The 24,300-nt window shown below is 37.7% G+C and carries 21 protein-coding genes and 1 other annotated feature; of the genes, 5 read left to right on the forward strand and 16 right to left on the reverse strand.

Translation table 11 applies throughout. The annotated features are described in order from the left end of the window. The first annotated feature begins 50 nt into the window (after nt 1-50). From AC1DSK_RS14130 to AC1DSK_RS14140, 3 genes are all read left to right on the forward strand, one after another. Complete coding sequence (locus AC1DSK_RS14130) at nt 51-623, forward strand: CYTH domain-containing protein (protein WP_477548165.1); 573 nt, start codon at nt 51-53, stop codon at nt 621-623. Nucleotides 624-779: 156 nt separating this feature from the next. Continuing rightward, complete coding sequence (locus AC1DSK_RS14135) at nt 780-1,178, forward strand: globin domain-containing protein (RefSeq protein ID WP_477548166.1); 399 nt, start codon at nt 780-782, stop codon at nt 1,176-1,178. Continuing rightward, entirely contained in the window at nt 1,175-1,987 is an 813-nt protein-coding gene (locus AC1DSK_RS14140) for a ClpXP adapter SpxH family protein (RefSeq protein ID WP_477548167.1), read from the forward strand. The genes AC1DSK_RS14135 and AC1DSK_RS14140 overlap by 4 nt, the downstream gene beginning before the upstream one ends. Before the next feature lie 476 nt (nt 1,988-2,463). Here AC1DSK_RS14140 and pepF read toward each other — a convergent pair whose 3' ends face one another. The 11 genes from pepF to AC1DSK_RS14195 form a co-directional block, all read right to left on the reverse strand. Then, entirely contained in the window at nt 2,464-4,281 is a 1,818-nt protein-coding gene (pepF, locus tag AC1DSK_RS14145) for an oligoendopeptidase F (protein ID WP_477548168.1), read from the reverse strand. Nucleotides 4,282-4,345: 64 nt separating this feature from the next. After that, nucleotides 4,346-5,446 carry a competence protein CoiA gene (locus AC1DSK_RS14150; protein ID WP_477548169.1) on the reverse strand — a complete coding sequence of 367 codons (1,101 nt, stop codon included), beginning with the start codon at nt 5,444-5,446 and terminating at the stop codon, nt 4,346-4,348. Nucleotides 5,447-5,651: 205 nt separating this feature from the next. After that, nucleotides 5,652-6,320, reverse strand: coding sequence for an adaptor protein MecA (mecA, locus tag AC1DSK_RS14155; RefSeq protein ID WP_477548170.1), 669 nt, complete (start codon nt 6,318-6,320; stop codon nt 5,652-5,654). Nucleotides 6,321-6,581: 261 nt separating this feature from the next. Beyond that, nucleotides 6,582-6,977: a transcriptional regulator SpxA gene (gene spxA, locus AC1DSK_RS14160; protein ID WP_162920212.1), complete on the reverse strand. Its 396-nt coding sequence runs from the start codon at nt 6,975-6,977 to the stop codon at nt 6,582-6,584. 412 nt (nt 6,978-7,389) lie between these two features. Beyond that, entirely contained in the window at nt 7,390-8,595 is a 1,206-nt protein-coding gene (locus AC1DSK_RS14165; protein ID WP_477548171.1) for a putative glycoside hydrolase, read from the reverse strand. 234 nt (nt 8,596-8,829) lie between these two features. After that, nucleotides 8,830-9,057: a YczI family protein gene (locus tag AC1DSK_RS14170; protein ID WP_477548187.1), complete on the reverse strand. Its 228-nt coding sequence runs from the start codon at nt 9,055-9,057 to the stop codon at nt 8,830-8,832. Nucleotides 9,058-9,530: 473 nt separating this feature from the next. Further along, the gene (locus tag AC1DSK_RS14175; protein WP_016428014.1) at nt 9,531-10,472 is read right to left on the reverse strand and encodes an ABC transporter ATP-binding protein; all 942 of its coding nucleotides are present in this window, start codon (nt 10,470-10,472) and stop codon (nt 9,531-9,533) included. Next, nucleotides 10,472-11,527, reverse strand: a complete 1,056-nt coding sequence (locus tag AC1DSK_RS14180) for an ABC transporter ATP-binding protein (RefSeq protein WP_016428015.1) — start codon at nt 11,525-11,527, stop codon at nt 10,472-10,474. Before AC1DSK_RS14180 ends, AC1DSK_RS14175 begins: the two co-directional genes overlap by 1 nt. Nucleotides 11,528-11,544: 17 nt before the next feature. Beyond that, the gene (gene opp3C, locus AC1DSK_RS14185; RefSeq protein WP_477548172.1) at nt 11,545-12,564 is read right to left on the reverse strand and encodes an oligopeptide ABC transporter permease; all 1,020 of its coding nucleotides are present in this window, start codon (nt 12,562-12,564) and stop codon (nt 11,545-11,547) included. Then, the gene (opp3b, locus tag AC1DSK_RS14190) at nt 12,564-13,496 is read right to left on the reverse strand and encodes an oligopeptide ABC transporter permease (RefSeq protein ID WP_477548173.1); all 933 of its coding nucleotides are present in this window, start codon (nt 13,494-13,496) and stop codon (nt 12,564-12,566) included. Before opp3b ends, opp3C begins: the two co-directional genes overlap by 1 nt. Before the next feature lie 197 nt (nt 13,497-13,693). Beyond that, nucleotides 13,694-15,406: a peptide ABC transporter substrate-binding protein gene (locus tag AC1DSK_RS14195; protein WP_477548174.1), complete on the reverse strand. Its 1,713-nt coding sequence runs from the start codon at nt 15,404-15,406 to the stop codon at nt 13,694-13,696. A 243-nt stretch (nt 15,407-15,649) separates the two neighbouring features. On the opposite strand from AC1DSK_RS14195, the gene AC1DSK_RS14200 reads away from it, so the two are divergent. Then, nucleotides 15,650-15,997: a DUF3899 domain-containing protein gene (locus tag AC1DSK_RS14200; RefSeq protein WP_477548175.1), complete on the forward strand. Its 348-nt coding sequence runs from the start codon at nt 15,650-15,652 to the stop codon at nt 15,995-15,997. A 54-nt stretch (nt 15,998-16,051) separates the two neighbouring features. Continuing rightward, nucleotides 16,052-16,275: a binding site (T-box leader), on the forward strand. Nucleotides 16,276-16,319: 44 nt separating this feature from the next. Next, the gene (trpS, locus tag AC1DSK_RS14205; RefSeq protein ID WP_477548176.1) at nt 16,320-17,306 is read left to right on the forward strand and encodes a tryptophan--tRNA ligase; all 987 of its coding nucleotides are present in this window, start codon (nt 16,320-16,322) and stop codon (nt 17,304-17,306) included. A gap of 935 nt (nt 17,307-18,241) precedes the next feature. Here trpS and opp4A read toward each other — a convergent pair. From opp4A to AC1DSK_RS14230, 5 genes are all read right to left on the reverse strand, one after another. Continuing rightward, on the reverse strand, nt 18,242-20,029 hold the full coding sequence (gene opp4A / locus AC1DSK_RS14210) for an oligopeptide ABC transporter substrate-binding protein (protein ID WP_477548177.1): 1,788 nt from the start codon (nt 20,027-20,029) through the stop codon (nt 18,242-18,244). A gap of 16 nt (nt 20,030-20,045) precedes the next feature. After that, nucleotides 20,046-20,921, reverse strand: coding sequence for an ABC transporter permease (locus tag AC1DSK_RS14215; RefSeq protein WP_477548188.1), 876 nt, complete (start codon nt 20,919-20,921; stop codon nt 20,046-20,048). Between the two features lie 66 nt (nt 20,922-20,987). Beyond that, nucleotides 20,988-21,953, reverse strand: coding sequence for an oligopeptide ABC transporter permease (opp4B, locus tag AC1DSK_RS14220; RefSeq protein WP_016428023.1), 966 nt, complete (start codon nt 21,951-21,953; stop codon nt 20,988-20,990). Between the two features lie 12 nt (nt 21,954-21,965). After that, the gene (locus AC1DSK_RS14225; RefSeq protein WP_477548178.1) at nt 21,966-22,892 is read right to left on the reverse strand and encodes an ABC transporter ATP-binding protein; all 927 of its coding nucleotides are present in this window, start codon (nt 22,890-22,892) and stop codon (nt 21,966-21,968) included. After that, nucleotides 22,879-23,898 carry an ABC transporter ATP-binding protein gene (locus AC1DSK_RS14230; protein WP_477548179.1) on the reverse strand — a complete coding sequence of 340 codons (1,020 nt, stop codon included), beginning with the start codon at nt 23,896-23,898 and terminating at the stop codon, nt 22,879-22,881. The genes AC1DSK_RS14225 and AC1DSK_RS14230 overlap by 14 nt, the downstream gene beginning before the upstream one ends. Nucleotides 23,899-24,300: the final 402 nt, after the last annotated feature.

Genomic DNA, 24,300 nt, shown 5'->3' on the forward strand with positions numbered 1-24,300 from the left:
TGCAGTTTGCAATTTTTTCAGCATAATAAGAAGGAAGGTGGTGAATCACGATGTCCATTCAAAAAGAAATAGAATTTAAAAATCTGTTGGAAAAAGAAGAGTTTCATAATTTATGCCGTGAATTTGGCGTATCTGAGCATGACTTTCGCATTCAGACAAACACATACTTCGACACGAAGGATTATCAGTTACGTGATGCTTACATGGGATTTCGTTTACGAGTCATTGGACAGCGCACTGAATTAACCTTAAAAGCACCTGGTGAAAATAAACATACCATGATTGAAACTACTCGCTTGTTAAGTGCAACAGAAAGAGATGAAATTTTGCAAAACGGCTTTATTATGCCCCAATCTTACAGTGAATTCCAGTCTTTACCCGAGGTTCTATTTGCATTTGGATCTCTTCATACACATCGTGTAGAAATTCCGTATCAAGATGGCTTGCTCGTATTGGATCGCTCAGACTATTTGGGGAAGACAGATTATGAAGTTGAATTTGAAGTGAATGATTATTTAAGTGGACAACATAGCTTTAATGAAATACTTTCAACTTATAAAATTCCAATTCGTAAAACACCAAAAAAAATTGCCCGGTTCATGAAAGCGGCTCAGCATAAATAAACTGTATGAATAGTAAAACAGCTTGGACATTTATAAACTTGCATTCGTTGATACGAAAATAAAATTGTATGTAAGAATTAACAAAATCGATTTGTTTGAGAAATATACGTGAGGTTGATAGAATGGGAATACAGCGCAAGCAAAGGAGTTTATAAAATGACCCGAAAACCTATTATTCCTTATGAGGAAATTGGTCCGGATAAATTGTCGCAACTTGTTGATGCATTTTACGAGAGAGTCGCGGCACACCCAAAGCTTAAGCCTATATTTCCAGATGACTTGACGGAAACCGCTCGTAAACAAAAACAATTTTTGACACAATATTTAGGTGGACCTAATATTTATTCACAAGAACACGGACACCCGATGTTACGTGCCAGACATATGTCTTTCCCTATCACACCAGACAGAGCACAAGCTTGGCTTGAGTGTATGCATAATGCAATGGATGAGGTCGAGTTAGAAGGAAAAATCCGTGACGACTTTTATCATCGCCTTGTACTAACGGCTCATCATATGACGAACCGGCCAGATCAAGAGGAGGAAATCGAGTGAATAACTTGCAGATTCCGCCCGAAGCGATAGTTTCTACGAGTTCAACAAAGCCAATTGAGCTTTACGCATTTATTGACCCACTCTGCTCTTCATGCTTTGATTTACAACCGATTTTGCGAAAATTACAAGTCGAATATGAACAATATTTTACGTTACGTGTAGTACTTAGTACGAAGCTTTCTACTCTTAATTCATTTTGTGCAAATGATTCGGTAGATGCCGATGATTTTACACATCCAGCACTTCCCTCTGTTGCCATTAAAGCTGCGGAGCTACAAGGTAAACGAGCCGGAGTCCGATATCTTCAAAAACTTCAAGAACAGTTTTTCTTGGATACAAAAAACGTTGCTTCTTTTACAAGCCTCATAGCAATTGCGGAAGAAGCACAGTTGGATGTAGAAGAATTCAAGTCAGATATTCAGTCAAAAGAAGCCACCCGCGCCTTTCAATGCGATCTCCATATCAGTCGGGAAATGGAAGTCAGTGAATCGCCTAGCATGGTATTTTTCAATGAACATATTGAGGATGAAGGACTGAAAGTGTGTGGTGTGTATTCTTACGAAGTATACGAGAAAATTCTGGCTGAGATGTTGGATATGGAACTAAGTCCCCAAGAACCACCCACACTTGATGAACTTTTTATACGCTATCATACCTTATCTACTAAAGAAATCGCTTCCATTTACGGCGTGACAAACTACGCAGCGGAGCGAGAATTAAAAAAACGAACACTACTACAGCAACTTGAACGCATTCCATTGGCAGATACAAATCAATGGAGACTCAAATCTTATATGCATAAAGCATGAAACCTCCCTTTAAATAGGGCATACGCTTTATAAAAACGATCCGAAGACAAAAGTGAACTGCACCCCACTTGTTAGACACAACTAACAAGTGGGGTGCAGTTTTTATGAAGAGATATCTATTAAACATGGTTTGGCTCATGCGGAACAGGTTGCTAGCTCAAATGTAAGATAAACAACAGTATAGTTTCAGAAAAAAATAAAGAACCGTCCTTCCATTTATGGAGTGACGGTTCTTTTCACAAAGGGGATGGGAGAAATGTTCACGTTCAAACAAAGGGGTGTATGTTTGTGTGTGATTTATTTCACATTTAAACGATATCATGACATAACGAGTAAATCAATCCTTCACAATCTTTTTCACAAAATCGTCATAAGGTAAGCGCTTCCAGCAAAACGCGATTCTATTTATACCATTTGAATGATATACCGATATAACTAAAACACCTCCATCTATTTCAGATGGAGGTGGAAAATGATTATTTTAATAACAGACTTTCAAGTTCAGCTAGCTTCTCTTCAAACACTTTACACGCTTCTTCAATCGGTGCAGCGGATGTCATATCAACTCCTGCTTTTTTCAGCACTTCAATCGGCGTATCTGAGCATCCCGCTTTCAGGAATTGGTTAATATAACGATCTACTGCTGGTTGGCCTTCAGAAAGAATTTGATTGCTCAAAGCTACTGCAGCACTGTAACCAGTCGAATATTGATAAACATAATAATTGTAATAGAAATGTGGGATACGAGCCCATTCCAGACCGATTTCTTCATCAACAACCAAGTCGTCACCAAAGTATTTTTTATTCAAATCATAATAAACTTCAGTCAACTTATCTGCTGTCAATGCTTCCCCGTCTTGGTTCATTTTATGAATCAAATGCTCAAACTCAGCGAACATCGTTTGACGGAATACAGTACCACGGAACCCTTCCAACCAATAGTTCAGCAAGTAAATTCGTTTTTGCTCGTCTTCAATTGTGTTTAACATATATTCGTTCAATAATGCTTCATTACACGTTGATGCAACTTCAGCTACAAATATAGAATAGTCCCCATAAATAAATGGTTGATTTGCACGTGAATAATAGCTGTGAAGGCTATGGCCGAACTCATGGGAAAGTGTGAATAAATTATTTACATTATCCTGCCAGTTCATTAGTACGTAAGGATTTGTTCCATATGCACCAGAAGAATATGCACCTGAACGTTTTCCTTTATTCTCTACAACATCCACCCAACGATTTTCCAATCCTTGTTTGGCAATCGATACATACTCTTCACCAAGTGGCGCAAAGCTCTTAAGCATAATTTCTTTTGCTTCTTCATAAGGAATTTCCATCTTTGCTTCTTTAACTAATGGTGTGTAAAGATCCCACATATGCAATTCGTCGACACCTAATACTTTCTTGCGTAAAGAGACGTAACGTTGCAATAAGTGCAAGTTCTTGTTTACGGTATTAACCAAGTTATCATACACTTGCTCAGGAATATGATTTTCAGACATTGCAGCGTGACGTGCAGAAGTATAATTACGAACTCGAGCATTCACGTTATCGCGTTTAACATTCCCAGCTAATGTTGAAGCGAATGTGTTTCGGAACTTTCCGTAAGTACCATACATGGCACGGAAAGCATCTTCACGCACTCGACGATCAGAGCTCTCAAGTAAGCGGCTGTATCGACCGTGGGTCAATTCCAGATTTTCCCCATTTTCATCTTTAATCGTAGGGAATTCTAAATCGGCATTGTTCAACATTCCAAATGTTTCAGATGAAGCATTTGCCACTTCCGCGAATTGAGCCAATAACGCTTCTTGTGCTGCAGGAAGAACATGTGGACGCATTTCATTAATTTCTTTTAATACTTGTTTATATAATTTCAAACCTTCATGTTCTTCTACATAATCTTTGACTTTCGTTTCATCCAACGCCAATAGTTCTGGTGTCATGAAAGATAAACCTGTTGATACTTTTACAAGCAACGTCTTAATACGGCTGTCCATTGCTTGGTAGTGGCTATTTGTTGTATCCTGATCGTAACGCATGTGAGAATAAGTGTATAAGCGATAGATACGCTCCAACACTTCATCTTTATACGTAAAAGCATTGAAAAGAGCTTCTGCCCCGTTCTCAAAGGTTCCTTTAAATGATTCTGCTTTTTCTGCGAGCCCACTTACTTCTTTGTATTCACTTTCCCATGCTTCATCGCTAGAGAAAATGTCTTCAAGTTTCCATGTCAAATCTGTTGGTACTTCACTGCGTGATAAAATTTTGTTTTTTGTTTCTGTCGTCATTTCCGTTCCCCCTTGAGTCGATTTGATAGAAAAATCGAATAACTTCTATATTTTCTCAATTTTCCTAACGTTTTGCAACTATTAACCTATGAAAAAAAAGTTGTTTTAAATATGTTTCTTGCATGATTTGTTGTGACACTAATTTAGATAGATCGAAATTTATTTGCTGAAGCAATTGGCAATATTGCATGACTACATCTTTCGCTATTTTAAAGTCTATTACTCTACAGTGTTCGGCAAGAAATGCTTCTATCCAACCTTCGCTGATATTATCTAAATCTATTTGCTTTTGGGATAGCGCGCATATTAGCGCTAACTGCCATTCTGTAGAATGGTTTTGGAAGACTTGCGATCCAGGGAGTGGAAAGCCGATATATAACGGTAAATCTTTCGGTAGAATGTGTTGAACATAACAATTGTTTAAAAACTTATCTCTTGTACCAAATTTACTGGAATAAATTCGATTGGATAAAAACTTTGAGCGTTTATGCTGATAAATACTCCAATACTGATTTGCTTCGGTCTGTGTAAGTGGTTTTATGTATGCAAAAGGAAAAGTTTGCAACATATTTGGCAAAGTACAAAACTTGGCAATAAATGATGACCCGCTAATATGTAAAAGATGACTAATATAAACAAATTGAGAACTGGTCGGATCATAGGTGATTAACGTGGGCTTGGATGAAGAATCTATTGTGATAAACGACTGCTCAAACTTGGATAATTTGATGAAAGTTACGCCAGTTGCATTGACATTAATATTAGCAGGGGTGCGAAGTAACCAAACGGATGGAATTTTCACTTGATTATATCCAAGATTTCTTTTATAGACATCGTCTATGGGTATAACACTGCACTGAAATTCTACAGCAAATAAATTTCTGCCTTTTTGCACCAATAAATCAGGACGTTGTGAAATTTTCGGAATGAATGCTTCGACCTCTACTTGAAAACCTACTCGTGTAAAGAATTCAGCAAGCTGCTGTTTTCCAATTAAATGTGTTGGGGATTCTCTTTCTGAAAATGAAGTAAAACAATCGCTTAGAACGATATGGGCGAAATGGGGAGTGACGACTTTGCCAATTTTTAAGCGAAGGGGGTTTCCGCATTGGGGGCATGTAAATTGGCTTGTACTTCGCATTAGTTCCAACTGACTTTTTGTCATGTGTCTTTCCAGTGTGAAATTTTTCTCGTTATTTATTTGTGCCGTTAGAATACACAACACCTCCTTTTTAATATTTTACGAATATTCCGACATAAAGGCAATTAAAAAATTGTCACGCACCTCTTTAGCACAATGACAGCAACGCAAAAAAGAATATATATTTTGAACCAAGACATAAAAAAATCCTCCCCGTTAAGGGAGGCGATTAACTGAAATATTTATTGATTTGCTCAAATACCTCATCGGCCATTATTTCTTTGCCATACTCTTTCATACGATGAACCGTCACGGTTGAACCGGACGTATATTCAGAAAGTATGCTGACCATATTTTCAATTTCCTCGTCATTCATTAACTCAGCATCTGCTTTAACGTATAAGTAGTAACGATCTTTATAAGCGAATAAAGACGTTGATACATACGAAGGCAAATCAATGCGCTTAGCTAATGGAATCAAATCTTCAAAGTCATTCACAAAAAATGTGAATTCACTTTGAGGTTCATTTGAATCAGTAAAAAGTCCACCATATTCATCATAAGATTGTTCGTCTGATGAACTTTCAGACATATTAGAAAAGTATTGACCCTTGTCATCCATTTCAAATGGAGAGTCTACTTTCTTCCCATCACGATTAATTTGTGCCCGAGTTACTGTTACTTCAAGTCCTTTATCCATTGCATGAACTTGAATCCACAATGGACCTTCGACTTCAAAGTCTGATTCATCATTAATTTCATCCATCATTTCCCAAAAGAGTTCTTCGCTTTTATCTCGATTAAACCAAATTTCGTCTCGGCTGAAGCCTCTTTTTTCAATGTCGATGTATGAAATGTAGAATTTGACTGTGTTTTCATTAATGCGTTCGATATCCATTTTACACATCTCCCTTCGATCGCTTTAAAGGGATTCCCCTTTTTCCAGCAACACTTCAAGCCGCTTACCGATACAGTGTCTGTTTCTATTGTATGACGGTCCAGAGAAAATGAAAAGGATATGCTCCTACTCTGGAAAATACAATTTATTAGCATTGTAGTAGAGCGAGAAGAGATTGGCAAGCTGAAAAATGCAAAATGACTGACGTTTCTTCTCAATTAAAATTAAAAGAAGAATCAATCAGTCATTTTTCATCCGAATTTAGTTAACCATGCGTTGTGCTTCAAGCAATTGATAAGCCCGGACTTTACGAGGTAAAAAACGACGAATTTCATCTTCGTTATAACCTACTTGCAGACGCTTTTCATCTAGAATAATTGGACGGCGTAACAGCCCAGGATGTTCTTGAATTAATTCATACAAACGTTGAAGTGGTAAGCTTTCAACATCAACATTTAATTTTTGGAATATTTTAGAACGAGTGGAAATGATCTCATCAGTACCATCTTCCGTCATTCGAAGAATTTCTTTAATTTCGCTAATACTTAGCGGTTCCGAAAAGATGTTACGCTCAGTATATGGAATGTCATGCTCTTCTAACCATGCTTTCGCTTTTCGACATGATGTACAGCTAGGAGAAGTAAACAATGTAACCATCATAGGAACACTTCCTTTCAAATGTGTAAACAAGTTCAAGTAAATTGTAACAACTTTTAATTTAGAATTACTTTAATATAGGTTAACAAAATTTATTATACACCATTTTCAAGATTTTTAATATAGAATATGAAGAAAAAGTCAAGTAATTTAATGTGGCGTCACATTTTAGTAATAATATGTAGGAAGCACGCACTCTAACTCAATTTCTATGCTATACATTTAAAATATACCCGCATCTAACCTGTTTTAAACAATAAGATTTGTTTGGATTTTCAATTCTCAATTAGAGAATGAAAATGACAAAATGTTTTTTCTCTTCATTAAATAATACGTTTAAAACACCCAAAAGGTTTCATATTTAGAAAAAAAAAAAAAATTCTCTTCCATTCGAAAGAGAATTTTTTCTGTGTTATGGTGTGTAATCCACACCTGGCGAATAACGATTGCCCGCATTCCATAATAAGTATTCTTTTATACCAGCTTCACTTAACGCACGTATTTGCGCTTCCACTTCTGCAGCACCGTATTTCTTGTAATTCCCTGCTCCTAAGTAGGAAGCTGTGAAATCCTGTAACCATGGACGTGAAATTGGCGGACTTTCAAGTTTGCCCAGTGTGGCATTTTCAGCTTTTGCATATTCTTGGACGAGTCGATACGGTTCTAAATCTGGCTTAGCGATGCCAAAATAAGACGTCCAGTGACTTGGGTAGATCATTGACGAAATCACATCAACATTTTCGGAAATTTTTCCGAAATTTTGTCCGATTCCTGGTGCTTCAGGTAAAGTTGCGGCATACCCGAAGATATCCACAGATACTTTTACATCATAAGGTTTTAATTTCTCACGTGCATACGCTACAAAATCGGTCACTGCATGAACACGTTGTTGTACATTGTCATCTTTAGAAGTTGCATAGTCACCTTTTCCATATTTAAGTGAATCAGAACGCGTTTCAAATCCTTCAGGGAAACGTACATAATCAAATTGGACTTCCTGGAAGCCCATTTTTGCAGCTTCTATTGCAATGGCAACGTTATGATCCCAAACTTCTTTCATGAAAGGGTTTACAAATGATTCTCCGCGACCGTTTTTCCAGACTGTTGAACCTTCCACAAAGGAAAGCTCTGGTTTGGCATTAGCAAGATTGGAATCTTTGAAAACCACTACACGTGCGATTGGGTATACTTGTTTTTCCTCTAAAACTTTTAACATCGCTTTTGGATCTTTAATATATGGGTTTCCGATATTTAAAGGTTTTAATGGTGAGTCGTCGGCAGGAACATATGTTAAATCGCCAAAATCATCTTTAATATCAATAACCATGGCATTTAGTTCAGTGGAATCCATTAACTTCAATAACTCTTTAAAGCGTGCTCCTCCTGCTGAATGACCGGTTACATAGACACCACGAATGGCATCAGGATAAGTGAAATTCATACCTGAATCAAATCGAAACAATGTAGAAGCAGTAATCATTTCTTCTTCAACCGCAGTAAAGCCATATGTACGTTCAGTAAAGTCCTTGACGATTACTTCTTTCGCTGCATAGCCTGAAGTAGGCATTAATAATGCTGCAACTAAAGCACTTGTTGCTATGTATTTTCTTACTGTCATAATTTGTACTTCCTTTCTATTCTCTACCATTTTAGCAAGTATACATATGCATTTAAAGATTAATTTGTCATATAAAAAAGAAAGCCTATGTTAACTTTCTCGGTTGTTTTTAAAAAATAGGCTCTGTTTAACTTGATTGTTGTTTTGTATCAAATTAAGAAGCGTATTCGATATTTCTAGTCGAATACACTTCTTGTTTCTTTCGTATGGAGAATAATACTTACATTAAACTCCCTAATGCAATATAAAACTTTGGATAGATACGAATAGCGAAAATGCAAATACGACTATCAATAACCATCCTGTCAGCTTTCTATTTTGTTGAAATTCTTGTATTCCCGTCACCAACATTGTTAAACCTAAAAATAAAATCAAATATGCTTGAAATTCAAAATTTCTTGTAATTAATCCATAACCAGCTAATGCTAGTGTAATAATTGAAAATAGAATCCGTAAAATCATTAACAAAGTTTATCTACCTCCTTAAACTAAACTCAGCCTATTTTCTTAACTAAGGCAATTTTTTTCTTTCATTATAAAATATAATTCTACAAATATTCCCAAAAAATTTGTTATGCTGTCCTTTTTCTTAATGGAATCGTTTCGTTCGTTTCGTTTATTGGGCTACCGCAAATGTGACGAACTAACAAGCCTCCTTTGGCCAACAGGATGTTGGTCACAAAGGTGTTGCCACAAAACTGCATTTTTCGACGAGTAACCGCAGGAGCAGCCTTTCTTTGCGACGAGTAACCGCAGGAGCAGCACTTTCGAAGAATGAGCAACAAGTATGTGGTTTTCATACTTGTTGGCTCATTCGGAACATGCGGCTAGGGCAAATGTACGATAAACAAACTTATCTTTTAATAGAGCCAAAAGAAAAAGCCATTCCTTATGAAGGAATGGCACATTTCATTTTTCCCATGTATCAAAGTTCATTATACGCGAGCTGCAGAAGTTAACTTTAATGATTCAAATTCACGTTCTGAACAGAATACAAAATGTCCAGGTGTTACTTCACGCATCGCAATTTCTTCCCCATCTTGATAGTTATGAGATGTAGGATCATACGATTTACGTACGCGTGTACGCTCATAGTTTGGATCTGGAAGTGGAATTGCGGATAATAAAGATTGTGTATAAGGATGTAATGGGTTATTGTACAATTCTTCGGCAGGAGCCAATTCAACCAATTTCCCGAAATACATCACACCAATACGATCGGAAATGTATTTTACCATCGACAAGTCATGTGCGATAAATAAATATGTCAATCCTTTTTCTTCTTGTAGTTCTTTTAATAAGTTAACTACTTGTGCTTGAATCGATACGTCTAGCGCAGAGATTGGCTCATCAGCGATGATGAATTCAGGATCTACTGCAAGAGCGCGAGCGATACCAAGACGTTGGCGTTGTCCACCCGAGAATTCATGTGGATAACGGTTTGCATGTTCTTTATTAAGACCAACAGTCTCTAAAAGTTCATGGACACGATCTTTACGCTCTTTTGAATTTTTTGTTAAGCCATGAATATCTAAACCTTCTGCAATAATATCCAATACTTTCATACGTGGATTGAGCGACGCATACGGATCTTGGAAAATCATTTGCATTTTACGGTTAAATATTTTTAAATCCGACTTTGATTTTTTCCCATGAACATTAATTCCATCGAAAATCACTTCGCCGTCTGTTGCATTATATAAGCGGATAATTGAACGGCCAGTTGTTGATTTCCCACAACCTGACTCTCCTACTAATCCAAGTGTTTCACCTTTGTAAATATCGAAGCTAATGTCATCTACTGCACGCACTTCATTAGCTTTGCCTTCATTGAAATATTGTTTTAAGTTTCTAATTTCTAGCAATTTTTCAGCCATCAGCGCGCAACTCCTTCATAGTATCGACTTCCCGGGAATTTCTTCATACGTTCCACAATGGCAGCTGGCGGCTCGACTTGAGGTGCCTCCGGATGTAGTAACCAAGTCGCAGCATAATGTGTATCGCTCACTTGGAATACTGGCGGAGCCTGTTCTAAATCGATTGCAAGTGCATAGTCACTACGAAGTGCAAATGCATCTCCTTTTGGTGGATCCAATAAATCAGGAGGTGTCCCTGGAATTGCGTATAATTTTTCATCTGCTGTATCCAGAGAAGGCATTGAGCTTAATAATCCCCATGTATAAGGATGTTGGGGGTTATAGAAAATCTCATCCACTGTACCCATTTCGACAATTCGTCCACCATACATAACCGCAACTCGGTCTGCAACGTTTGCTACAACACCCAAGTCATGCGTAATGAAAATGATAGATGTATCAATTTTCTTCTGTAAATCTTTCATTAATTCAAGAATTTGAGCTTGAATCGTAACGTCCAATGCTGTTGTTGGTTCATCCGCAATCAGAATCTGAGGATTACAAGCAAGAGCAATCGCGATAACGATACGTTGTCGTTGACCACCAGAGAATTGGTGTGGATATTGTTTAATACGTAATTCAGGTTTAGGCATCCCTACCATACGCAATAAATCAATCGCAATTTTTTTCGCTTCTGTTTTCCCTACTTTTTGGTGCTTTAACAATGGTTCAGTAATTTGACGACCAATTGTCATTGTAGGGTTAAGTGAAGTCATCGGATCTTGGAAGATCATTGAGATATCTTTACCACGAATTTTTTGCATTTCTTTATCTGAGAGCTTTGTTAGATCTTTGCCGTTGAACAAAATTTGTCCGCTTTTGAATTCTGAACTAGATTCTGGTAAAAGACGCATAATCGCTTTTGTTGTTACTGACTTCCCTGAACCCGATTCACCAACAATCGCTAGCGTTTCCCCTTTTTGCAAATCGAAGTTTACACCACGAATGGCTTTTACTTCCCCTGCAAAAGTGTGGAAGGAAAGCTGAAGGTCTTTTACTTCTAAGATTTTTTCCATTGTCGCTTCCCTCCTTCTTAATCTTTCATTTTCGGATCAAGTGCATCACGTAATCCATCTCCGAGTAAGTTAAATGCCACCATCAATAAACTCAAGACAATTGATGGGAACATCAAAATATGCGGTTGGAATTTGATTAGTTTATAACCATCGTTAATCAATGTTCCAAGTGATGCAGCTGGTGGTTGTAACCCAAGACCGATAAAGCTCAAGAAAGCCTCGAAGAAGATTGCACCTGGAATTGTGAACATTGTGTTGATAATAATAATTCCTAGAATGTTAGGAAGTAAGTGTTTAGAAATGATGCGGTTGTTGCTAGCTCCTAAAGTACGTGAAGCCAATACGAATTCCTGGTTTTTATATTTAAGAACTTGTCCACGTACAACACGTGACATCCCAATCCATCCAGTAATTGTAATGGCGATAATAATGGCCATGATACCTGGATCCATGACGAGAATCATTAAGATAACCACGACAAGGTTTGGAATTCCGTATAAGATTTCAACGATACGTTGCATGATATCATCAACGCGTCCGCCATAATATGCAGAAATACCTCCATAAAGAACGCCGATGACCATATCTATTAAAGCTGCAATGAATGCAATGAATAATGAGATTTGAGTACCTTCCCATACACGTGAGAACATATCACGTCCTAATCCATCAGTACCGAACCAGTAGTATTCGTCTACATTTTTCAGTTCATACAAATCTACTTCTTGACCTGCCAAATTCCCTGTTCCATCCCAAATACCGATTTTTTCAAAACCCGGTACTTTCGGTGGTAAGTTTGCATGAGTAAGAGTTTGTGTCTCTGCATCATGCGGACTTAACATTGGCCCAACAAATGACATGATAATAATCAATAACAAAATGACAATACTAACGATGGCCGCTTTGTTTTTACGAATGCGTAACCATGCATCTTGCCAGAAGCTTAAACTTGGTTTAGTAATACGTTCTGCTGCACTGCTATCTATTGTAATGCGGTTAAAAGAACCAGCAGGTAATTTATCTAGATTTTGTGTCATTAATTATTACCTCCTGATAAACGGATACGTGGGTCGATTACTCCATAAAGAACATCGACAACTAAGATAATGAAAATCAAGAATACAGAGAAGAACAAAGTTGTTCCCATAATAATTGAATAGTCATTGATCATAATCGCTTTTACAAATTGCTCACCGATACCTGGAATCGCAAATATTTGCTCAATAACAAGTGAACCTGTAAGTAATCCAGCAGCAACTGGTCCTAAAACCGTTACCAAAGGAATTAAAGCATTACGGAAAGCATGCTTAAATGCTACTTCAAATCCACTGGCACCTTTAGAGCGTGCTAGAGTAATATAATCAGAGCTTAAAACTTCGATCATTTCAGTACGGATGAAACGTGAAGCAATTGCAAGTGGTCCCATTGCTAATGCAATAGATGGCATAACACTGGACATCCAGCCGTCTTTCCAAAGTGCAACTGGGAACCAGCCTAATTGAACGCCGAACCAGTATTGAAGTGTTGTTGCAAAAACGAATGATGGGATGGAAATACCGATAATAGCAATTAATGTACTACCGTAATCCCACATTGTATTTTGTTTGAGTGCGGCAATCATTCCAAGGATAATACCGATGAAAACTCCTAATATCATACCTTGTGCACCTAGTAAGAAAGATGGTCCTAAGCGATTGAGAATTAAATCAGTAACGCTCGCACCTTTAAACTGGAATGAGTTACCTAAGTCACCTTGTGCTAAATTTAGCATGTATTTACCATACTGAACTGGTAGTGGTTCATTTAAACCATATTTCGCCTCTACTACCGCTAGCTGGTCAGGGGTAAGTTTCGAAGCGGATGCAATAGGGGAACCTGGTAGCGTTTTCATTAAGAAAAATGTTGCAGTCGCAATCAGGAAAAGAGTAATGAACATATAAAAAACACGTCTTGCGATATACTTAGCCATTTTTGCACCTCCTAAGTGAATACGAGTAGAATTTAAATTCTACTTTTCTATATAAACAGATGAAACTAGTTAATGTCAAATTAATATTTGAAAATAGTAAATTTTTAATTAATTCATACTCATTTAAAAAGAGAGTATATGGCCCTATTGGATACCATATACTCTCTCTCTATGAGATTTTTTATCTTAGTTAAAGATTACTCTTTACCTGAGATGTACGCCCATTTGTATGAGTAGTCTCCACCGAATGGGTGAGAAACAATACCTTTAACATAAGGTTGTACTAATGCCATTGTTCCGCGTTGGTAGATCGGTCCAATTGCATAATCTTCTTGAACTAACATTTTCTCAGCTTGAGCCATTGCATCCCAACGACCTTCTGCATCAAGAGCAAGTTCACCCTTAGCTGATTCAATCAACTTGTCGAACTCAGGGTTAGAGTAAGACATTAAGTTATGAGAAGAACCTGTTACGAACAAGTCTACGAAAGTCATAGGATCTTGATAGTCAGGGCCCCAACCAGAAACTTGGATATCATAATCTTGTTTTTCATCAAGTTCTAAACGAACGTTGAATGGTACTTCTTTAAGTGTGATATTTAAACCTTCAAGGTTAGTCTCTAATTGAGATTTGAAGTACTCGTCCATTTTCTTAGAAAGGTCAGAGTCTCCACCTAGAATTTCAAGAGATAATTCAGTAACACCTAGCTCAGATAAACCTTTATCCCATGCCGCTTTAGCTTCTTCAACATTGTAAGTAGCCATGTCGCCATTTACTTCGCGGAAGTCAGCACCTTCAGCAGTGAAAGTGAATTCTTGTGGTACTAAGTAGTTAGCTGGAAGAGATCCGTTAGCTAATACTACATTTGCTAAATCTTCTTTGTTGAATGCTTTAGCAAGTGCTTCACGAATGTTTACGTTTGCAAGTGGTGTTTTCTTACCATTACGTTCTTGGTTATATTTGAAGTAGAACACAGTTGGCTCTAATTCTTTTAATAGATTTTCATCGTTAGCATATTGCATAGCATACTCACCAGAAAGACCAGTACGATCTTTTTCGCCAGTTGTGTAAAGGTTAACTGCAGTAGCTACTTCTTTAACAACGTCGAAGTTGATTTGAGTAAGTTTTACAGTTTCTGCATCCCAATATTGTTCGTTTTTCTTAAGTTTCCAAGTTAAACCAGTGCCATCCCAATCAGTCATAGTGAATGGACCGTTGTAAAGAATTGTTTCAGAATTTGTTGCATATTTATCGCCTTGTGCCTTAACGAATTCTTCTTTCAGCGGGAAGAATGTTCCGAATGACATCAATGAGATAAAGTAAGGAACTGGACGCTCAAGAGTAACTTCAAGAGTTTTCTCATCTAAAGCTTTAACTCCAAGGTCAGCAACTTCAGCTTTTTTCTCACCGATAGCAGTTGCGTTTTTGATAACGCCAGCCATCATGTAAGGACCGTATGGTGAACCAGTCGCTGGGTCAATTGCACGTTTCCATGCATACTCGAAGTCGTTAGCAGTAACAGCAGAACCGTCAGACCAGTTAGCATCACGTAATTTGAACGTGTATGTTAAACCATCTTCAGAAATTGTTGGTTCCTCAGCAGCCATAGCTGGAACAGGAACATTTTCTTGATCTAAACGCATAAGACCTTCGTTTACGTTACCTAACATGTCGAAACCAACTTGGTCTTCAACGATTGAAGAATCCAATGATGGAATCTCAGCGACGTGGTTTAGATTAAGGATTTGCTCCGCATCTAAAGCACCTTCAGCTGGTTCTTCTGTACCTTCGCCTTCTCCGTCAGTTGCTGGTTCAGTTGAAGGTTTTTCTTCATCTTTACCACAAGCAGCTAAGAACATACTAAGTACTAGCATAAGACTTAATAGCCAAACTAATTTGCTTTTCTTCACTTAAAATGACCTCCTTAAATATTCTGAAAAATTGTTACAATGTTAATTATACATATTCAAAAAAATCTGTACAGTCTTTTTTTGAATATTTTTTACACTTATGTAACAGAAAGATTACAAGAACATAACAGAACCGTTGGTAGTCTAAGGTTTTTCGAGAATTGCGAATTATTAATTCGTTTAGCGAAATTTTGATTTTTTCCGTCAATTCTTCTACAATATGAGAAGGATTGAGGTGTTTTTATGAAAAAGTTGGTTTATTGGTTTATTGCTTCTCAGTTACTTATTATTGCAATGATGTTACTCATTGTTAAAGAAGTGACACTTACCTCTTATATAAACATGTCGTTTTTTGTCGGAGGAACGATCACTTTTATTGGGTTATTAGTCTATGTTGTCTCAAATGGATTTTTCGATATTTTTACTATGAGCTTCAGAAAAGTTTTCTCATCGAAAAGAAGTTTAGTGGATACGGAGTCAATGCGTGCCCCTTCGGAGTTGCTGGATTTCCAGACAAAACCTTTTTTCCAGTTAGGTGGGTCCATTTTACTCGCAATGTTGATTGCATTGACGATTTATTATTTAGCATAATTTGTACTTGATTTTGGAGTTTCTTCTATATTATAATGACAATCAAAATACTTGATAAATGCAAAGACGAAGAATAGTACTTTTGAATGGGTTGTCCAGAGAATCTGTATTTGGTGAAAACAGATCTTCCCATCATTAGGAATGGACTTCTGAGCATGGTTTACGAACCGGAATTTCGGTGTAGTTCATCACGTACCTTCACGTTACGAAGTTAAAGAGGCCAAGATTTTTTGGCAATCTGGGTGGTACCACGGATTCACACATCATTCGTCCCTTTTTTAGGGAGAGTGATGTGTTTTTTTATTTTTAAGGAGGAAACCACATGAAGAAAATTTTTTCAGGCGTACAGCCAACAGGAACGGTCACACTCGGTAATTACATCGGTGCTTTCCGTCAATTCACTACCTTGCAAGACGAGTATGAATGTATTTTTTGTATCGTGGATCAGCACGCAATTACAGTTCCACAAGATCGACTAGAACTTCGTAAAAATATCCGATCACTTGCAGCACTCTATTTGGCAGTCGGTATCGATCCAAAGAAAGCCATTCTATTCATCCAGTCGGAAGTTCCTGCACATGCTCAGGCGGGATGGATGATGCAATGTATCTCTTATATCGGAGAACTTGAGCGCATGACTCAGTTTAAAGATAAGTCTTCGGGGAAAGACGGCGTATCGGCCTCTCTTCTCACTTATCCACCACTTATGGCAGCAGATATCCTGATTTATCAGACCGATATCGTGCCTGTAGGTGATGATCAAAAGCAACATGTGGAATTAACACGTGATCTGGCTGAGCGTTTCAACAAACGATATAATGACGTTTTGACGATTCCAGATATTCGCTTACCTAAAAATGGAGCACGTATCAAGGCTCTACAGGATCCTTTGAAAAAGATGAGTAAATCTGATCCAAATAAAAAATCGACGATTTCTCTATTGGATACACCAAAAGAAATTGAGAAAAAGGTCAAAAGCGCAGTAACTGATTCAGAAGGCATTGTTGCTTTTGATGAAGAGAATAAACCAGGCGTTTCCAATCTATTGACGATTGAAGCTGCGTTGACCGGTGAAACAATCGAAGCATTGGTTGAAAAGTATGCTGGTGTTGGATACGGTGATTTCAAAGCTTCAGTTGCGAAAGCCATTATTGATCACATCACACCTATTCAGGAACGCTACGAAGCGCTGTTAAATTCGGATGAGTTAGATGGTATCTTGGATGATGGTGCGAAAAGAGCACAGGCTGCAGCTTCTAAAACACTCAAAAAAATGGAGAACGCGATGGGCTTGGGTAGAAAACGATAAACGTCATAAGAACAAACGAACAAGCAAATATGAAGAAATCGGGTGTCTGGAATATAAATGTCCAGACACTTTTCCATGTGTATCCCAGTGAAAGATAATTTAAATACAATAAAATCTGCATAAGGCTTATGACAATGCAAATGTAGCTGATTAAGAACATTAACCATTTGATCAATATTAGCACCCTTTTTCACTACTATATGAAGTGTTTGTACATGTCAGTCTGAAAGCTTGCTTCTTTTTACAAGAAGGCCACAAATCAGCACTTTTCCAACTTTACTTTTACTTGTTCCAATTGCCGTTAAATATTTTGGCTCTGATAAATGGTATGGTTGTTTATCGTACTTTTGCGCTTGCCGCACGTTCCACATGAGCCAACAAGTATGAAAACCACATACTTGCGGTCTCATTCTTCGAAAATGCTGCTCCTGCGGTTACTCGTCGCAAAGAATAAGGCTGCTCCTGCGGTTACTCGTCGCAAAGAATAAGGCTGCTCCTGCGGTTACTCGTCGCAAAGAATATGGTCAAACTACCTTTGACCATATTCTTTCTTACGGCTTGCTATACGCAAATGCACTCTTCGTTTTTTTAAAATATCTGCAACATTAATTAATATGGTGTTCTATAATCTGTTAATCATATTGTTAATAATAATGGAATCTGTGCCACTCCTGCGGAATAACGGGCTGGCAAGACCCCGCAGTGAGGAAAAAGGAACGAAGGCTAAGAATGCCACCTCGTGTGGCAACGCCTTCGTGACCAACATCCTGTTGGCCCGAGGAGGCTTGCTAGTTCGTCCGCGGAAAGGGCAAAGATTCCATTTTTTTATAAAATTAACCTTGAAAGTTAACAATCCAATATTTCCCAACCTCTTGATAATATTTAACACAAAAAAAACGACTCATCATTTTCAAGATGAGTCGTTTTAGTTTTCATTATTTTACTGGTGTGTCAGCAGATACTGCAACTTCATCCCAGAAAGTCATTCCAGCAGCGATATCATAGTTAAGAACACGCTTGTTAGTAGATGTTATGCTGTAACGGAACAATGTAGGAATTACAGGAAGCTCTTCGTTCATAAGTGCTTGCCATTCTTTGTAGACGCCTTGACGGTATTCAACATCGAATGCATCTTCAGATATACCTTTTGCAAGTAACTCGTCATTTTTTTCGTTTGTCCAACGAGTGTAGTTGAACAGTGCTTTACGACCGTATAATCCTTCTGGATCCACATCTGAACCTGTACCCCATGCTGCAGCATAGATATCGATTTTTGGATCATTTGCTTCTACGCGCTCGTAGAATGAGTTGAACTCGTGTAATTTGCCTTCTAACAATTCAACTTTAATACCTACATCAGCCCAGTTTTGAATGTAGTGTTGAGCTAATGGCTCAGCTACATCAGAACCTGACATTGATGCAAAGTTTAATTTAAATTCTTTACCTTCTGGATCTTCAACAAAACCATCATTATTTGTATCTTTGTAGCCAGCTTCAGCTAACAATTCTTTTGCTTTCTCTGGGTTGTACTCGATAGCTTTTGCATCGAAATCATGGTAACTAGGGAAAGATGGTGGAATTAAAGTAGTAGCTGGGAAACGTAAACCATGGTACATTTTTTCGCCAACTGGCTTGTTGTTTAGAGCTACAGCCATTGCTTGACGTAATTGTTTGTTTTCTAATTTCGGGTTGCCCATAATGTTTTCGCCTTTTTTAGCATCCCATTTACCAAGGTTGAAACCAATGTAAGAATAAGCTAAGTCAATTTGACCAAGTAATTCAGTATTTTGAAGTTCTTTTGCTGATAAATATTGGTCAGCAGGTAAGCTTGCAATATCAAGGTCGCCATTTTGCATTGCTTTAACAGCAACACTTGGGCTTACAACTTTAAGTACGATAGATTTAAGCTCAGGAACGCCTCTCCAGTAATCTTCGTTGCGTTCGAATTCAACAGATTCACCTGGAATGATTTTCTTAACTTTGAAAGGTCCGTAACCGATTGGAGTTGTACGAATCTTGTCAGATTCAAGTATTTCTGCAATTGTCATGTCACCTAAGTAGTGACGTGGTACTGGGTAAGCCCAGAATCCAGTTGTTAAAGAAGGACTAGCTTGCGTGAAAGTGATTTTAATTGTTTTTTCGTCTTTTACTTCGATACCAGAAATCGTTTTAGCTTTACCAGTATGGTATTCTTCCATACCAACTACCATAGGAACTAAACCTGAGTAACGAGCTTCAGTATAGTCTGGATGACCAAGTAATTCATAAGCATATAATAAGTCGTCTGCTTTAACTGGCTCACCATCATGCCAGTTTACATTGTCTTTGATTTTTACAGTAATAGATTTTTTGTCTTCTGATATTTCAAATGTAGCAGGACCGTCATTTGTAATTTCGTAGTCACCATTAATTGCAAGTAAGCTTTCATCAAAGAATTGAAGAACTTCAGAATCAGGGTTACCTGAATAGAATACATAGTTCAAAGTACCTTCAAATGGTGTATCAGAAATCAAACCATAGTTTAATGAACCATCTTTAACTGCTTCACCTTCAGCAGAAACTTTTGTCGGGAAAGCTAAATCAATTTTGTTTTCATCTTCCCCTGCTTCTTCATTATCTTTCTCTGGATCTTTCTCGCTACCTTTGTCTTTACCAGTACAAGCTGCTAAAAAGGCGCTTAGTACAAGCATCAAACAAAGTAACAACAGTGAACTTTTCTTCATTTTTCTTCCTCCCTTTTTATGTCAATCTTTGTCTTGCATCAGCCGCACGTTTCAACGCTTGACCGATGAAATTTATACACAGCATGATTACTAATATCAGTAATGATGCAGGTAACCAAACCCACCATCTATTTTCGATGACTTCTGGATTACTGGCGTACGCTACTAATGTTCCTAGTGAAGGAACACTTTCAGGTAAACCGAATCCGAGATAAGTTAATCCAGTTTCAATTCCAATATTACCCGCTAACGTTAACGTCATGTTTACGATGATAATAGAGCTCAAATTTGGTAACACTTCAAACATCATAATTTTCCAGTTTGGTGTTCCAAGAGTTTTTGAAGCATTTACGTAATCCAGTTCGCGTTCAGCAAGTGTCTTGGATCTGATTAATCGCGCTTTACCTGTCCATAAGAATAGAGACAGGATCGCGATGAACGTATAGACGTTGAACACAGGTACAACTGTTATCAATACGATAATAATCATCAAGAAAGGTAGGATGATGATGAAATCGATGAAACGCATAATAATATTATCTACAGCACCCCCGAAGTAACCGGCAATCAATCCTACCGTTAATCCGATTAGTGCCGAAATTAACGTGATGACCACTCCGATGGTAATGGAATTCTTTGCTCCAATGATTAATGTGCCAAAAACATCACGTCCGCCATAATCTGTACCAAGCCAATTGGCAGCAGAAGGTTCAGCATAAATGTTAAAAACATCAATTCTTCTGATTTCCTCTAAGTCAAGAAAATACGATCCTATATACACCGTCAACAAAATACCGCTCAATAAGATAAGTGAAAAAAGCGCCATCTTATCATGTTTAATTTCACGCCACATCGTTTTGGCTAATGAAGTGTGCGTACTTTTAGATTTCATTGCACCCGTTACGGGCGTTTCATTTCCCATATTTACTGTCATTTTTCTCTCTCCAATCTAGTATCCTCAATCGATGCGAATTCTTGGGTCCACCCAGCTTAGAATAATATCGGATAGCATGGTGCCGACAATTGCAGCAATACCTGATATTAATACTAGGATTGTTACGACACTAAAATCTCGTGAACTGATTGATGATAAAAAGAGTTGGCCCAATCCTGGGTAACTGAAGATTGATTCTAAGAATATGGAGCCGCCTATTAATCCAGTAATTTCATAGCCTAGAAAAGCAGCAATCGGTAATAATGAGTTGCGTAATATGTGCTGCGTATAAACTTTACGTTCTGGTACACCTTTTGCACGTGCAGTTTTGACGAAGTCTTTAATTTTTGTATCAATGATTTCATTTCTTAAGTACTGGATTGTACCGAATGTGGCGAGTAATGCACCAGCCATTGTTGGTAACACTAAATGCTCTGCCTTACTTAAGACATATTCGAAAGTTCCTTTATCAGCCCTAATGTCGACCGAACCACCTATTGGGAACCACTGGAGTACAAAGCCAAAGATAAACAATAAGATTAAGGCAAATACGAATAATGGTGTGGCAAACGACAAATAGTTATACCAGACAATAATTTTGTCCGCCCACGAATCTGTCCACCTACCGGCTATAATTCCGAGTGGAATGGCAATTAAGTAACTGACAATTAAAATACTTGCGGATAACAAGAGGGTATTACCCACTCGGTCACCGATCAAGTTTGTTACCTTTTGTTGGTAGACCGCTGATTTACCAAAATCACCTTGGACGGCATTACCAATCCATCGGGTATATTGAACATGCCATGGATCATTAAGGCCAGCTTTTTCACGCAGTTCCACAATTCGTTCCGGATCAACATCCCCTGCACCGAGTTTTCCAGTCAATGCGTCCCCAGGCATTGCTTTTGCTAAAAGAAAGATTAGAACACTGAGTATGAATATTTGAGGAATCATAATCAATGTCCGGCGAAAAATAAACTTTAACATTGTTATGTCCTCCTATTGCATCGCAACTGAGTGCGTGTCTGTAATTTTCTTTAAACCGTAAGAACGACCATCTTGATCGAAAAATTGATCTCTAGTTTGTCTGTACTCATCCGCAATTTGTTGGCGAATCAACGTCTTTTCTTTGCGATGTTCTGTTTCCATTTCTGGAATAGCCGCAATCAAACGTTTTGTATAAATATGTTGTGGATTGTTGTAAATTTCTTCGCTTGTCCCTTCTTCAACAAATTGACCGCGATACATAATTCCCATTCGATCGCACATATGACGAATAATGCCAAGGTCATGACTGATGAATAAGTACGTAAGGTTAAATTCTTTTTGGATGTCCTGCATAAAGTTTAAAACCTGAGCTTGAACCGAAACATCCAGTGCCGACACTGGTTCATCCGCAATAATTAATTTCGGATTTAACATTAATGCTCTGGCAATCCCGATACGTTGACGCTGGCCACCTGAAAATTCATGTGGATATTTATAGATAGCTTCTGGGTTCAAACCGACTCTCTCAATGACAAACTGTACGCGTCTTCGCTCTTCATCTGGTGATAACCGTTCGAAGTTACGAATCGGTTCTGCAACAATATCAAGTACACGCTTCCTTGAATTCAGTGATGAATAAGGATCCTGGAAAATCATTTGAATGTCTTTTGTATATTTGCGACGATCACTTTTTGACAGCTTGGTCAAATCTGTTCCATCAAATAAAATTTCACCCGAAGTGGCTTTATTCAATCCGATGATTGTACGTCCGGTAGTCGTTTTCCCACAACCTGATTCACCTACAAGACCATATGTTTCACCTGCTTGAAGCTCAAAGCTGACGCCGTCGACTGCACGTACATGATCTTTTACGGTTTTGAAAACCCCACCGCGAATTGGATAATGTATTTTTAAATCGTTTACTTTAAGTAAGGACATAGTGTTTTTCTCCTGTTTTCCCTTCTGGGAAGTAGAAATTACGATAGCATGAGCAACGTACCCAGTGATTCGGTTCTACTTCTTCCAAAACGGGATTCTCTTGATGTTCTTCCTCACCGACCCATTCGATTCGAGGAGCAAAACGACAACCATTTCTCTTTAGATTTTGAATCGATGGGACTACCCCATCAATTACGTGCAGACGACCTTTGTTTGAAAAATTACTTGGGATTGAATTTAATAAAGATCGTGTGTATGGATGAAGCGGATTCGACAGGATTGTATCCACAGCTGCCACTTCAACAATTTGACCAGCATACATAACTGCTACTCGGTCTGCCATTTCGGCTACAACTCCCAAGTCATGTGTAATCAGGATAATGCCAGCCTTTGTATCTTCCTGGAGTGTTTTCATCAAATCCATAATTTGTGCCTGAATTGTTACATCCAATGCGGTTGTTGGTTCATCCGCTATCAATAGCTTCGGCTCGCAAGCAAGAGCAATCGCTATGACAACACGTTGTCTCATTCCACCTGATAACTCATGAGGATATTGTGTATAAACGCGTTCTACGTTTGGAATGCCCACTTTCCCAAGTAACTCATGCGCCTTTTTTTTACGCTGACTCCTTGGAAGTTTCGTATGATACTTCATGGACTCTTCAATTTGTTTCCCGATGCGCACTAATGGATTCAGAGCTGTCAAAGGATCTTGAAAAATCATACCAATATCATTCCCGCGGATTTTGTTCAAATTCGCATCGTTTAAACGCAATAAGTTTTGACTATTATAATTAACTTCACCATCTAATTTTGTTCGTTTTTTTGTATGAAGCCCCATAATGGAAAGAGCTAATGCGCTTTTCCCACATCCTGACTCACCAACAATCGCTAGTACTTCGTTTTCATTTACTGTCAATGTGACATCATCAACCGCTGCATAATACTGATCTTTAATCTTAAAAGATGTTGAAAGATTACGAATATTTAACACAGGATTACTCAAATTAACGCCTCCCACATGTTGGTTTATCTTAGCTGAATAGTACGTATTAGTGCGTTTTGTCAGAAAAGTCGAACACTTTTTAAAAATATACAATATCTTTCCAAATGTTACAACAATTATTTTTATATTAAATTTATTCATTCTGTGTTTAAAGTATGAATTATACGTAAATTTAATAATCATTATTATTTAATTAAGTTATTTTAATATAGTTATAATTTTAGTTAAATTTATATATATAGCCTTTTTATTGAGAATTTTAATATATTGCAGTAAATGATATTTAATTCGTTCATTTGATATGCTTATTTAGTTTTTCTACTAAGTAACCATTGAAATTATTTTCGTTCCCCTAATATTTCGACATCTTCCGACATTTAACTAATGGATAAAGCTAACAAA

The organism is Paenisporosarcina sp. P4_B8 (assembly GCF_056402175.1).